15 protein-coding genes and 1 tRNA gene are annotated in these 12843 nt (G+C 72.7%); 7 read left to right on the forward strand and 9 right to left on the reverse strand.

The window, feature by feature from the left end:
* The 4 genes from ABZ484_RS12800 to ABZ484_RS12815 form a co-directional block, all read left to right on the forward strand.
* Positions 1 to 333 (forward strand): hypothetical protein (locus ABZ484_RS12800; protein ID WP_358865910.1); only part of this gene is annotated, 333 nt, incomplete at its 5' end.
* A complete protein-coding gene (locus ABZ484_RS12805; RefSeq protein ID WP_358865911.1) occupies positions 330 to 1475 on the forward strand; it encodes a DUF3631 domain-containing protein in 1146 nt (381 codons plus the stop codon). The genes ABZ484_RS12800 and ABZ484_RS12805, both read left to right, overlap by 4 nt.
* Positions 1476 to 1669: 194 nt before the next feature.
* Positions 1670 to 1915, forward strand: coding sequence for a helix-turn-helix domain-containing protein (locus ABZ484_RS12810; protein WP_358865912.1), 246 nt, complete (start codon positions 1670 to 1672; stop codon positions 1913 to 1915).
* 9 nt (positions 1916 to 1924) lie between these two features.
* Complete coding sequence (locus ABZ484_RS12815) at positions 1925 to 3211, forward strand: site-specific integrase (protein ID WP_358865913.1); 1287 nt, start codon at positions 1925 to 1927, stop codon at positions 3209 to 3211.
* Positions 3212 to 3276: 65 nt separating this feature from the next.
* Here ABZ484_RS12815 and ABZ484_RS12820 read toward each other — a convergent pair.
* The 3 genes from ABZ484_RS12820 to ABZ484_RS12830 all read right to left on the reverse strand — a co-directional run bounded on the left by ABZ484_RS12820 (position 3277) and on the right by ABZ484_RS12830 (position 4613).
* A tRNA-Ser gene (locus ABZ484_RS12820) sits at positions 3277 to 3361 on the reverse strand.
* 77 nt (positions 3362 to 3438) lie between these two features.
* A complete protein-coding gene (tadA, locus tag ABZ484_RS12825; RefSeq protein WP_358865960.1) occupies positions 3439 to 3870 on the reverse strand; it encodes a tRNA adenosine(34) deaminase TadA in 432 nt (143 codons plus the stop codon).
* 206 nt (positions 3871 to 4076) lie between these two features.
* On the reverse strand, positions 4077 to 4613 hold the full coding sequence (locus ABZ484_RS12830; RefSeq protein WP_358865961.1) for a hypothetical protein: 537 nt from the start codon (positions 4611 to 4613) through the stop codon (positions 4077 to 4079).
* A gap of 651 nt (positions 4614 to 5264) precedes the next feature.
* Here ABZ484_RS12830 and upp point away from each other — a divergent pair.
* Positions 5265 to 5900 (forward strand): uracil phosphoribosyltransferase, encoded by a 636-nt coding sequence (gene upp, locus ABZ484_RS12835; RefSeq protein ID WP_358865914.1) that lies wholly within the window; start codon positions 5265 to 5267, stop codon positions 5898 to 5900.
* 151 nt (positions 5901 to 6051) lie between these two features.
* Here upp and ABZ484_RS12840 read toward each other — a convergent pair whose 3' ends face one another.
* The 6 genes from ABZ484_RS12840 to ABZ484_RS12865 form a co-directional block, all read right to left on the reverse strand.
* Entirely contained in the window at positions 6052 to 6675 is a 624-nt protein-coding gene (locus tag ABZ484_RS12840) for a LytR C-terminal domain-containing protein (RefSeq protein ID WP_358865962.1), read from the reverse strand.
* Between the two features lie 165 nt (positions 6676 to 6840).
* A complete protein-coding gene (locus ABZ484_RS12845; RefSeq protein ID WP_004943146.1) occupies positions 6841 to 7137 on the reverse strand; it encodes a type II toxin-antitoxin system VapB family antitoxin in 297 nt (98 codons plus the stop codon).
* Positions 7138 to 7313: 176 nt separating this feature from the next.
* The gene (locus tag ABZ484_RS12850; RefSeq protein ID WP_358865915.1) at positions 7314 to 7499 is read right to left on the reverse strand and encodes a hypothetical protein; all 186 of its coding nucleotides are present in this window, start codon (positions 7497 to 7499) and stop codon (positions 7314 to 7316) included.
* Between the two features lie 93 nt (positions 7500 to 7592).
* Positions 7593 to 8129 carry a hypothetical protein gene (locus ABZ484_RS12855; protein ID WP_358865916.1) on the reverse strand — a complete coding sequence of 179 codons (537 nt, stop codon included), beginning with the start codon at positions 8127 to 8129 and terminating at the stop codon, positions 7593 to 7595.
* 84 nt (positions 8130 to 8213) lie between these two features.
* On the reverse strand, positions 8214 to 8930 hold the full coding sequence (locus ABZ484_RS12860; RefSeq protein WP_358865917.1) for an HdeD family acid-resistance protein: 717 nt from the start codon (positions 8928 to 8930) through the stop codon (positions 8214 to 8216).
* A gap of 145 nt (positions 8931 to 9075) precedes the next feature.
* Positions 9076 to 9699, reverse strand: coding sequence for an HhH-GPD-type base excision DNA repair protein (locus ABZ484_RS12865; RefSeq protein WP_358865918.1), 624 nt, complete (start codon positions 9697 to 9699; stop codon positions 9076 to 9078).
* A 178-nt stretch (positions 9700 to 9877) separates the two neighbouring features.
* Between ABZ484_RS12865 and ABZ484_RS12870 the strand changes: the two genes are divergently transcribed.
* Together ABZ484_RS12870 and ABZ484_RS12875 are read left to right on the forward strand one after the other, a co-directional pair.
* Positions 9878 to 12130, forward strand: coding sequence for a penicillin acylase family protein (locus ABZ484_RS12870; protein WP_358865919.1), 2253 nt, complete (start codon positions 9878 to 9880; stop codon positions 12128 to 12130).
* Positions 12127 to 12780 (forward strand): GNAT family N-acetyltransferase, encoded by a 654-nt coding sequence (locus tag ABZ484_RS12875; protein WP_358865920.1) that lies wholly within the window; start codon positions 12127 to 12129, stop codon positions 12778 to 12780. The genes ABZ484_RS12870 and ABZ484_RS12875 overlap by 4 nt, the downstream gene beginning before the upstream one ends.
* The last annotated feature ends 63 nt before the right edge of the window (positions 12781 to 12843 follow it).

Genomic DNA, 12843 nt, shown 5'->3' on the forward strand with positions numbered 1-12843 from the left:
CCGAAAGGCGCCGCCCGCAAGGGCGTCCGTACTGCTCTTCGCTCTGACCGGTTCCGGAGCAACGAGGCACGCCACGGCACCGAGGACCCGACACCGGAGCGGCCCGGTATCCGCATCTACGCCCCGCCGGTCTACCGCCACCACTGGGACGGCGCCCGCTGGACCAAACGCCACGGGGACACCCCCACCGCCGCCTACGCCTGCACCTGCGGAGAGACCCGCACGGCCACCGGTCCCCGGGCCGTGGCTGCTCTCGCTGTCGAGTACCAGGCGCACAAGTACTTCTGCGCCGGCACGCCCGATCCGCTCCCTGAACGGAGGACCGCCGCATGACCCCCACCATCGACGGGGCCGCGCTGCTCGACGAGGTGGAAGCCTTCCACCGACGGTTCAACGTCTTCCCCACCGAGGCCGCCTACGTCGCGGTCACCCTGTGGGACGCGCACGCCCACCTGCTCGACTGCTTCGACTCCACCCCACGCATCGCCTTCCTGTCCCCGGAACCGGGGTCGGGCAAGACGCGGGCGCTGGAGATCGTGGAAACCCTCGTGCCGCAGCCCATGACCGCCGTCAACGCCTCCGCCGCCGCCCTGTTCCGGTCCGTCTCCAGCGGCAACGGCAAGCCGACGATCCTGTTCGACGAGATCGACACCGTTTTCGGTCCCAAGGCGGGGGACAACGAGGAGCTGCGCGGGTTCCTCAATGCCGGACACCGCCGCACCGGGGTCACCTACCGGTGCATCGGGGACGGCGGGCAGCAGACCGTGCAAGCCTTCCCCTCGTACTGCGCGGTTGCGGTCGCCGGTCTCGGCTCGCTGCCCGACACGATCATGAGCCGCTCCGTCATCATCCGCATGCGGCGCAGGGCCAGGAACGAGAAGGTGGAGCCCTTCCGGGCCCGCGTCCACGAGGCGGAGGGGCACAAGCTCCGTGACCGGCTCGCCACCTGGGCAGAGCAGGCCCGAGGGTTCGTCATGGGGGCGTGGCCGGACATGCCGGACGGGGTGACCGACCGGCCAGCGGACGTATGGGAACCCCTGCTCGCCATCGCCGACGCCGCCGGCGGGCACTGGCCCGAGCGGGCCCGCGCCGCCTGCGTGACGCTGGTGACCGCCTCCAAGGCCAACGACAAGGGCAGCCTGGGAGTCCGGCTGCTGACCGACCTGCGCGACCACGTCCTGGTCGGCATCGACCGCCTGCCCACCATCGCGATCCTGGACCGGCTTAACGCCCTCGACGACGCCCCGTGGGCCGACCTCAGTGGCAAGCCGCTCGACAACCGGCGCCTGTCCCGGATGCTCGCGGAGTACATGACGGCCGACAACGAGCCCATCACCTCCCGCAACATCAAGACCGCCGGAAGCGTCCTCAAGGGCTACTACGCCGCCGATCTGAGGGACGCGTGGGCCCGCTACTGCCCCCCACCCCCGGAAAGTCCGCTACCTCCGCTACCCGGCACCGAAAACGCCGCCTGACCAGCAACAACGGGGTAGCGGCAAGCACCACCGCGAGCCGCTACCCCGCCGCTACCGCTACCCCTTCCCGCTACCTCCAACAGGCCGCTGACCTGTGCGGTAGCGGCGGTAGCGGAAGTAGCGGCCCTCAGAAGGGGGCCCAGTACGGCCCCGCTCCCAAATCCCCACCCGTGAGACGAAGGAGCGTCATCCGCATGGACGCGGCCCACCTCGCCGATGCCATCGACCCCACCCTCGTGCTTCTGACCGTGGAAGAGGCCGCCCGCCGTCTCCAGATCGGTCGAACCGTCTGCTACCGGCTCATCCGCTCCGGAGAGCTGGAGTCCATCACCGTCGGCCACCTTCGCCGGGTGCCCGCCGACGCCGTCCCCGAGTTCGTCACGCGCCGCCTCAAGAGGCAGCGCACCGCCGCCACCCTGACCGCCGTCCCGGCCGCCTGAGGAGCACGCATGGCAGAAGACAAGAGCGACAAGAAGCGCACCCGTCAGCCGAACGGCCGTTCGTCCATCTACCAGGGTGCGGACGGTAAGTGGCACGGCCGCGTGACCGTCGGCATCCGGGACGACGGGAAGCCGGACCGCCGCCACGTCGAACGGAAGACCCGCGCTGAGGTGACCGCCGCCGTTCGCGAGTTGGAGCGGCAGCGCGACGCCAAGAGCATCCGGAAGGCGGGCCGTCCCTGGACGGTCAAGACGTGGCTGACGCACTGGGTCGAGAACATCGCGCCGCTCGCCGTGAACGAGAACACCATGGTCGGGTACGGCGTGGCTGTGCGGAAGCACCTGATCCCCGCCCTCGGTGCCCACCGACTGGACAAGCTCAAGCCGGAGTACATCGAGAACTTCTACGGGCGCATGGTGGCCGACGGCCGTAAGGCGGGGACCATCCACCAGATTCACCGCACATTCCGTACGGCGCTGAACGAGGCGGTACGGCGCGGCCACCTCGCCCGGAACCCCGTCCAGCTCGCCAAGGCCCCCCGCGTCAGTGAAGAGGAGGTGGAGCCCTACACCGTCGAAGAGGTGCAGCGGCTATTGCGCGCGGCGGACGACCGTCGGAACTCGGCACGGTGGGCCGTCGCGCTTGCCCTCGGACTCCGGCAGGGTGAAGCGCTCGGACTCAAGTGGGCGGACGTTGACCTTGACCGGGGTGTCCTGATGGTCCGGCGGAGCCGCCGCCGGCCGCGCTACGCCCACGGGTGCGGGGACTCCTGCGGCAGGAAAGCCGGGTACTGCCCGCAGCGTCAGCGGACGAACCCAGAGACGGCCGATACGAAGTCTCGTGCCGGACGGCGGGCCGTGGGACTGCCCTCACAGCTCGTAGACCTGCTGCGCACGCACCAGGCTAAGCAGCAGGCCGAGCGCGGAGCGGCTGGCGCTGACTGGGCGGACGAAGGGTGGCTCTTCGCTACGCCGACCGGACGCGGCACATCACCTCGAACGGACTACGACGACTGGAAGGAGTTGCTTGACGACGCCAAGGTCCGAGACGGACGGCTGCACGACGCCCGCCACACCGCCGCCACGGTCCTGCTGATTCTCGGAGTCTCCGAGCGTGCCGTCATGGGGCTCATGGGTTGGTCCACGACCGCCATGGCCGCGCGGTACCAACACATGGTCGACTCCGTCCGCAGCGACGTCGCACGACAGGTCGACGGACTGATCTGGAAGCCGGACCGGGAAGGTCCTGACGACGGCGACGAAGGGGCCGCCGGGGTGCTCGTACCGGCCAACTGAGACGGGAACTGAGACGGAAGCCGAAGAGGCGCGCGGTTCGATGAACCGTGCGCCTCTTCTACCTGCGGTAGCGGAGGGATTTGAACCCTCGGTGACTTGCGCCACACTCGCTTTCGAGGCGAGCTCCTTCGGCCGCTCGGACACGCTACCGAGGGAGACCTTACAGCACAGTGGGCCTCGGGCCGAAATCCGTTTCCCGGGCGCCCGCCGCCGCGGAACGCCGCGGCTCAGCGGGTGCGGAAGAACTCGGTGAGCAGTCCGGCGCAGTCGTCGGCGAGCACACCCTCGATCACCTCGGGCCGGTGGTTGAGCCGCCGGTCCCGTACGACGTCCCAGAGCGAGCCGACGGCGCCCGCCTTCTCGTCGCGGGCGCCGTAGACCACCCGGTCCACGCGGGAGAGCACGACGGCCCCCGCGCACATCGTGCACGGCTCCAGCGTGACCACCAGGGTGCAGCCGGACAGCCGCCACTGCCCCACCCGCGCGGCGGCCCGCCGGATGGCGAGGACCTCCGCGTGGGCGGTCGGGTCTCCGGTGGCCTCCCGCTCGTTGTGCCCCGCTCCGAGCACGGTGGTGCCGTCACCGGACAGCACCACGGCACCGACCGGGACGTCCCCGCCCCGGACGGCCGCCTCGGCCTCGCGCAGGGCGAGCCGCATCGCGTCCCGCCAGGGATCGCGGACGGGGTCGGGCACGCGGGGCGACCCGGGGGCGCCGGGCACATGGGGCGCGCCGGGAGCGCCGGGCACATGGGATGTGCCCGGGGCGGCGGGCGGCACATGGGGCCTGCCGCCGGCGCCGGGCGGCCCGGATGCGCCGGCCGGCCCGGGTGGTGTGCCGGTCGTGTCCGGTGTCTCCTGCGGGGTCAGCGGACGGTCTCCAGCACCTCCGAGGCGCCCAGGGCCTCGGCGATCGCGCTCAGCGCGTCCTCCGCGGCCAGGGTGCGCAGCTCCTTCTCGCTGACGCCCAGGTCGTCGAGGATCTCACCGTCACCCAGCGGGCTGTGTGTGATGGCTTCGACGGAAACGGCCTCCTCCTCGTCGTCCTCGGCGGACGCCGGTTCGCCGTCCTCCGTGCCGTCGAGGTCGAGGGAGTCCAGATCGGGGACGTCGTCACCGGGCTCCCGGCCGAGCAGTTCGTCGGTGAGCAGGATCTCGCCGTACGAACTGCGGGCAGCGGCGGCGGCGTCCGAGACGTAGATACGAGGGTCGTCCTCGCCGTCCACGCGGACGACGCCGAACCACGCGTCCTCCTGCTCGATGAGGACGAGCACCGTGTCGTCCTCGGCCGAGGCTTCCCGGGCCAGGTCGGCCAGGTCGGACAGCGTCTCCACATCGTCGAGCTCTGTGTCGCTCGCTTCCCACCCGTCTTCGGTGCGCGCGAGCAGTGCGGCGAAGTACACCGTGACTCTCCCACTGGTCATAGGCGTGCCGGTTGGGGGTCCCCCCGGCGGAGGTTCTGGGCGGAGAGAGCTGGGCTCCGAGCCCCACCCACTCGGAATCGTGGCAGAAACAAGGCGTTCAGGGGATGTCTTCGACTCCCTGTGTCCGGCTGTTTTGTCGTCCGTCGGTAAAGCACTCACCAGCACACTCGTTGCCGCCACCTGCGGATCGTACGCGGCTTTGCCCGGCGGGCACGCGCGGCCGCCCCGGAGCGTCGGCGCTGGTGTCGGCCTTCTTCCTCGCGGTGTCGGCCTTCTTCCTTCTGTGTGCTGCCCCAGTTCTCTTCCCCGTGCCACGCGTGTTCTCCCGGGTTCCCCGCAGTGGCCTACGGGCGGAACCGGGCGGAACAGTGGCCTACGAGCACGACGCGCGGCGCCGACGGCGCTCGTCGTCCGCGGTGTTCGGCGCCGGATCCTCGCGGGACCGCCGGCCGGGCATGGGCTCACGACCTTGGGTTCCGTCCCTCCCACTTTCCCTCGGACGGCGGGTTGGACGCCACAACAGCGCGGAAGGGAGCGGGCGGACGGTGCCGCGAAGGGCGGGACCGGGCGGCGGACGGGCCCCCAGGTGGTGGCGGGCGACCCGGTTCGGGGCCCGGTTACTGTTGGCTCATGCGTCTCCACGTCGTCGACCACCCCCTGGTCGCCCACAAGCTCACCACGCTGCGCGACCGCCGCACCGACTCCGCGACCTTCCGCCGGCTCGCCGACGAACTGGTCACCCTGCTCGCCTACGAGGCGACCCGGGACGTGCGCACCGAACAGGTCGACATCAACACGCCGGTCGCCGAGACCACCGGCGTCAAGCTCTCCCACCCGCGCCCGCTGGTGGTGCCGATCCTGCGGGCCGGGCTCGGCATGCTGGACGGCATGGTGCGGCTGCTGCCGACCGCCGAGGTGGGCTTCCTGGGCATGATCCGCAACGAGGAGACTCTGCAGGCCTCCACCTACGCCACGCGCATGCCGGAGGACCTCTCCGGCCGTCAGGTGTACGTCCTCGACCCGATGCTCGCCACCGGCGGCACGCTGGTCGCGGCGATCCAGGAGCTGATCAGGCGCGGCGCCGACGACGTGACCGCGGTGGTGCTGCTGGCCGCTCCCGAGGGCGTCGCGGTGATGGAACGCGACCTGGCGGGCACCCCGGTGACGGTCGTGACGGCGTCGGTCGACGAACGCCTCAACGAGCACGGCTACATCGTGCCCGGCCTCGGCGACGCGGGCGACCGCATGTACGGGGCGGCCGAGTAGCCGAGGCGCGGCCGGACGGCCGGTCCGGCCGCCTTACGAAGACCGGGCCGACCCGCCTTACGGAGACCGGGCCGACCCGCCTTACGGAGACCGGGCCGACCGCCGTACGGAGGCCGGGCCGGCCGCCTACGCATCGGCGGCCGGCGTTCGCTCAGCAGCCCTTCTTCGCGGTGGCTGCCGGCTGCGGCGCGTTCAGGGCGGCCAGGGCCTTGTCGGCGGCCGGCTTCTGGGCCAGCTGCTTGAAACCGTCGCCGATGATCAGGTCGACGTCGGTGCCCTTGCGGGTGTCGGTGCGGCGTTCGGCGCCCGGGAGCTGGGTGGCGAGCACCGGCAGCGAGGTGTTGAGGGCCGACGCCGGGCCGAGCAGTATCCCGGAGCCCTTGATCTTCTTGTCGAACTCCTTGGTCGCGTTGCCCACCTGGCCGATGCGGAAGCCGCGCTTCTTCAGCTCGTCGGCGGTCTGCTTGGCGAGTCCGCTGCGGGCCGTGGCGTTGAGGACGTTGACGGTGATCTGGCCCGGCTTGGGCAGCGCCCGGGCGGTGCCGGCCGGCGACGGCCCGGACTTGGCCGCCGCGTCGGTCGCGCAGTGCGTCCCGCCGCCGGCCGCCGAGGCCTTCTTGCCGCCGGTGAAGACGTCGATGAGCTGAAGCGTGCCCCACCCGATCACGCCGAGCACGGCGGCGGAGGCGACGACCAGGAGCACGAGCCTGCCGTGCCGCCGGGGCCTGCGCATTCGGGGGTACTTGTTCCCCGTGATCCGGTACTGCCCGCCCATGCCGGGGGGCGTCAGCATGCTCATGGGCGCAGCGTAGTGCGCGGGAGCGGCGATTCCTACTAGATGATCATTGGATACGGCTCAGCAGAACCCGAAAGGTCCAAGCCGTCACCGAATGGCCGGTGTCCGCCGACGATGAGCACCGTGGACTCGGCCCGGTCGGAGTCAGTCCAGTTCGAGCACGCGTGCGTGCAGCACCTGGCGCTGTTGCAGCGCCGCCCGGACCGCGCGGTGCAGGCCGTCCTCCAGATACAGGTCGCCCTGCCACTTCACGACATGCGCGAAGAGGTCGCCGTAGAAGGTCGAGTCCTCCGCCAGCAGGGTCTCCAGGTCGAGCTGCTGCTTGGTGGTCACGAGCTGATCGAGGCGGACCGGGCGCGGCGCGACGTCCGCCCACTGCCGGGTGCTTTCCCGGCCGTGGTCGGGGTACGGCCGGCCGTTTCCGATGCGCTTGAAGATCACACGGAAAGCCTACCGGTCAAGACCTTCCGGGCGCAGCCTCGCCGCCGCAGTGCGGCGCTGGAATTGCCGCGGCAAACCCGGGCGAACCGGGACCATGGTCACGTCGAGCCGGGCGCCGGGTGAGCCGGGTGCCGGGACCGCCCGCCGTCCCGGCACCCGGCTCGACCGTTCGACGGTCAGCCGCGCTCGGGATCGGAGGCGGCGGGCGGCCGGGGTTCGCCCGGCTCGGGCCGAACGGCTTCCGGCCGACGGGGTTCCCGCCGGTGAGCTTCCTTCACCGGCGGCTGCGGGGGCTTGGGCGTGCTGCGGGCGGCCTCCGCGCGCACGAGGGCGCGCAGGACCGCGTACGGATCGACGGACATGGCTGTACTTCGCTTCCTGGACGTGCTCGACCGGGCGTGACGAGCCGGCCGAGCTTGCTGGTGAACCGACCGGGGGCAGGTGTGCCGGCCGGCTCAGCAGCGCAGGACCACGCAGCGCAGCGCGTGCAGGCGGTACGGGGGGTGCGAGGGCACGCGCGCATGGGCGGGGCGGTCCGCCGCGTCCGCGGGTACCGGCGCGGACGGGGGTGCGGGCCGCAGGGGCGGTCCACCGACGCGCACGGTGCCGCGCACCGAGGTGCGCGGTGCGGAGCCGGGGGTGTCGTGCTCGGCGACGGCGCAGCCCGGCACGCCGGTCCCGACCGGTGCGTCGCCGCCGGCCGCCGCCGCGAGGGGCACCGCGTACGTCCCGTACGAGCCGTACACCCCGTACGCCGCGACGGGCCCGCCGGGCATCAGAAGGGCGAGCAGCAGTACGAGCACCCGCGGGCAGGCGGTCCGGCTCCGCGCGGGGCGCACCGGACGACGGCCGGTGCGGCCCGTGCCGTCCACGCGGTCCATGCGGTCCATGCGGCCCACGTGACCCGTGCGGCCCTCGCGGCCGACGCGGCCGGTCGTGTGGGCGGTGCGTGGTGCGGCGGGTGCGGCGGGTGCGGTGCTCACGTCGGTCATGTCCCCGGCGTCCGTACGCCGTTCACCGCGCGGACCGGCCGAACCGCCCGCACGGCGTATCCCGCGGGCGGCGGTCGACGGCGTTCACAGCTGATGCGGGACGTTCTCGGCGTGGCGGCGGACGCGGAAGGCGGTGACGATCTCCATGACGCCGACCACCACCAGCCACCAGCCGCCGACCAACGTGAGCACGGCGACCGACTCCAGCGGCGAGTCGATCAGCACGATCCCGGCGACGAAGGTGACGATGCCGAGGAAGATCTGCCAGCCGCGCGCGGGAGCCGTACGGTCGTGGACGGCGGCGATGGTCTGCGTGATGCCGCGGATCAGCCAGCCGATGCCGATCCACAGGGCGAGCAGCAGGATCGACTGCATCGCGCCGCGGAAGCAGAACAGGCCCAGCAGGATCGACAGGGCGCCGCTGGCGAAGGCCAGCACGCGCAGCGAGGTCGTCCGGTGCGTGCCGAAGGCCGAGACCAGTTGGAGCACTCCGCTGACCACGAGATAGACGCCGAAGAGGACTCCGGCGGCCACCAGCGAGGCACCGGGCCACAGCAGCACGAGGATGCCCAGGATCAGGGCGGCGACGCCGGTGACGAGGACGGCCTGCCAGGCGGTGCGGGAGAGGAAGTGCAGGGGTCCTTCCAACGGCGGTTCGTGAGGTGTTTCGTGAGGCGGTGCGGAGTGCGGCGCGGACGCCTGCGACGGCGCGGACCGGGCATCCCGTGCCTCACGTGCCGCGTGGACGTGGCGGTCGTCGTACCCCGGCCCTTCCGGGCCGCCGCTCGGTGGCTCGCTCATGCTCCATGCTGGGAACGGGCTCGGCCGGGCCGCCACCGCTGACGGTCCGTTCGGCTGACTCCGGCCGCCGACTCCGGTCACTGATTCCGGCCGCTGACTCCGGTCACTGACCCGGGCCGGCGACTTCGGCGGTCGGCTCCGGTGGTCACCGGTCGGAAGGCTTCGGTGCCTTGGGTGACGTCTTGGCCTTCCCGGACGCCTTGGCGGCGGCCTTCAGCTCCTGCTTGTACGCCCGCACCCTGGCCAGCGACTCGGGCCCGGTGATGTCCGCGACGGACCGGAAGGACTCCGGCTCGCCGTACGGCCCCGCGGCCTCCCGCCAGCCCTCCGGGCGCACACCGAGCTGCTTGCCGAGCAGCGCGAGGAAGATCTGCGCCTTCTGCTTGCCGAAGCCGGGCAGTTCCTCGAGTCGGCGCAGCAGTTCGGGGCCGCTGTCCACGTCCCGCCAGACGGCCTCGGGATCGCCGTCGTAGTGCTCGACCAGGTAGTGACACAGCGCCTGGATCCGTTGGGCCATCGACCCCGGATAGCGGTGCACCGCCGGTTTGTCCGACAGGAGCCGGGCGAAGGTCTCCGGCTCGAACGCCACGATCTCGTGGGCGTCCAGGTCCACGGTGCCCATGCGCCGGACGATCGTGGCCGGTCCCTTGAACGCCCACTCCATCGGAATCTGCTGGTCCAGCAGCATCCCGACCAGCGCGGCGAGCGGACTGCGGCCGAGGAGCTCGTCGGCCTCGGGGTCCTGGGCGAGGTGCAGGGTCACGTCCATGCCCCGATGATCGCCCGTCGGACGCCGTGCCGCAGCCGGGCCGCAGTCGGGCCGCAGTCGGGCGGCAGCCGTTCCGCGGCCGGGCGGCAGCCGGGCGGCTGTCGTGACGCACCCCCGTTTCCGCCACCCTCGAGGCTCGGTTAGGTTAGCCTAACCTGATCAGATTGGGGTGGGTGGAATGCACACGACGACCGCCGAGGTCCACCGCGACGCCTGGGGCATTCCGCACCTGCGCGCCGACGGCCCCCGCGCCCTCGCCCGGGCCCAGGGCCGGGTCACCGCCCTGGACCGCGCCTGGCAGCTCGAGGTCGAGCGGCACCGGGCGCAGGGCACCTCGGCGTCCTTCCTCGGCGCCACCGCCCTCGCCTGGGACCTCTTCGCCCGGCGCGCCCGCCTCGCCGACACCGCACGGCGCTGTTTCGCGGCCCTGGAGCGACAGGACCCGGAGACGGCCGACTGGGTGCGGGCGTACACGGAAGGCGTCAACGAGGGGCTCGCCGAGGGCGCCCGGCGCGCCCCGGAGTTCGCCAGGACCGGCCTCGCCCCCGGCCACTGGGAGCCCTGGCATCCGCTCGGCGTCTGGCTCGGCACGCACATCCTCTTCGCAGGCTTCCCGGCCAAGCTGTGGCGCGAGCACGCCGTACGCCGTCTCGGGCCGGGAGCGGTCGCGCTGTTCGCCACCGACGGTCCCGGGACCTCCGGCAGCAACGGCTGGCTGGTGAGCGGAGCGCGTACGGTCACCGGGCAGGCGCTGATCGCCGGCGACCCGCACCGCTTCGTCGAGGATCCCGGGGTCTACCAGCAGATACGCCTGGCCTGCCCGGAGTTCGACGTGGTGGGCCTCGCCGTCCCGGGCGTCCCGGGCATCGCCCACTTCGGCCACACCGGCACGGTCGCCTGGGCCATCACCAACGCCATGGCCGACTACCAGGACCTCTACCGGGAGCGCCTGCGCCGCACAGGCGCCGGGATCGAGGCGCTCGGCCCCGACGGCACCTGGCGGCGCGCCACCCGTCACACGGAGACCGTCGAGATCGCGGGCGAGGCCCCGGTCGAGGTGGAGATCGTCGAGACCGGCCGCGGCCCCGTGATCGCGGGCGGCCCGGAAGGCTTGGGCGGGCTGGAGGGCTTGGGCGGGCTGGAGGGCTTGGGCGGGTTGGAGGACCTGAGCGGCTTCCAGGGACCGGCCCGACCGGACCGCCCAGCCCGACCGGACTGCCGAGCCCGACCAGGCCGCCGGGACGGCGTCCAAGAATCGGGTGACCGCCCCCGCCCGGAAGATCCCCTCGCGCACCCCGTCGCCCTCAGCCTTCGCTACCCGCCCCGCGTGACCGGTGATCTCGGGTTCGGTGCGCTGCTGCCGCTTTTGCGCGCTCGCCGCGTCGGGGACGTCGACCGGGCGTTCGACGCCTGGGCCGAGCCGGTCAACGTCGTCCTGGCCGCCGACACCGAGGGAGACGTGCTGCACCGGGTCGCGGGACGGGTACCGCTGCGCGCCCCGGACAACCGTCTGCGCCCGGTTCCGGCCTGGGAACCCGGCCACGACTGGCAGGGCTGGCACGAGCCGCCCCGCGCCGGACTGGCCGACGGCGTCGCCGTGATGGCGAACCAGCGCGGCCCCGCCGCCCCGTTGGGCGTCGAGTTCGCCCCGCCGCACCGCGCCGACCGCATCCGCGCCCTGCTCGCCGAGCGCGCCGTATGGTCCGCCGACGACATGCCGGCGATCCACACCGACACCCACCTCGCCTCCGCCGCGCCGCTGCTCGACCACCTGGCGGCCCTGGACGGTGTGTCCCCGGCGGCGGGCCGATTGCGCGACCGCCTCCTTCGCTGGGACCGGCACATGGACGCGGGCAGCGAGGACGCGGGGGCGTACGCGGCGGTGCGTACGGCCGTCGTACGGGGGCTCGCCGCCCACCCCGTCTTCGCCGCGCTCGCCGAACCGCCCGCATACCCGGAGGTGTTCCTCCCCTGGCTGGCCCTCGTCCCGCGCGTCGGACACGCCCTCGAGAACCTGCTCGGGGCGGAGGAGCTGTACGGCATCGACCGTCCGGCGATCGTCCGCGCGGCCGTGGAGGAGGTGGCGGCCCGGCCCGCCACGACGTGGGGGGAGCGGCACCGCCTCGCCGCCTGGCGGGCACTGACGGACGCCGGAGCGCCGTACGACGAACCCGGCCTGGCCGGCGACCACGACTGTGTGCTGTGCACCTCCGCCGTGCCGGGGCTGACCGATCTCGCCGCGCGCGGGCCGGTGGCCCGCTACGTCTGGGACCTCGCCGACCGCGAGAACAGCCGCTGGGTGGTGCCGCTCGGCGCCGACGGCGTGCCCGGCGCACCCCACCACCACGACCAGCTCCCCCTGTGGACCGCCGGAGACCTCGTTCCGGTCGTCACCGACTGGGCCCGCCTGACGAAGGAGACCGACCTGTGACGACCCCAGAGCCGTACGTGCCGTACGCCTCCGAGCGCGAAGCCGTCCACGAGCAGGTCGTCGACGGCTTCGGCACCGTCCGCGTCCTTCCCCTGGACCCGTACGCCGACGCCGGCACCGTCCACCGGTGGGTGAGCGAGGAACGCGCCGCCTTCTGGGGCATGACCGGCCTGACGCGAAGCCAGGCCGCGGACGTCTACGCCCACATGGACACCCTGGACACCCACCACGCCTTCCTGGTGGTCAAGGACGGCATCCCGGCCGCCCTGCTCCAGACGTACGAGCCGGAGGCCGACCGCGTGAGCGAGTGCTATCCGGTCCGCCCCGGTGACATAGGCGTCCACCTGCTGCTCGCCCCGGCCGGTGCGGACGGCCACCGCCCCGGCTGGACGGCGGCGCTGCTGCGTGCCGTCCTCACCCACCTCCTGCTGGGTCTGGACCGCAGGCGGATCGTGGTGGACCCTGACGTGCGCAACGACAAGGCCATCGCCCGCTTCCTGCGGCAGGGGTTCGAACGGGGACCGGTCGTCGTCCTGCCGGAGATCGACCTGCCCGACGTGTACCTGCCGGAGAAGCGCGCCCAACTCGCCTTCCTTTCCCGGGAGACGGCCTTCCCGGAGGCCGGAGGGAGGCCCGTCACCGACCGGTGAGCGATGCGCCGTCCGCGCCCGTACGTATCGGAAGGCCGGCAAGTCCCACAACGGAGAAGTGAC

The sequence above is a fragment of the Streptomyces sp. NPDC006393 genome, from assembly GCF_040628575.1.
Classification (GTDB): Bacteria; Actinomycetota; Actinomycetes; order Streptomycetales; family Streptomycetaceae; genus Streptomyces.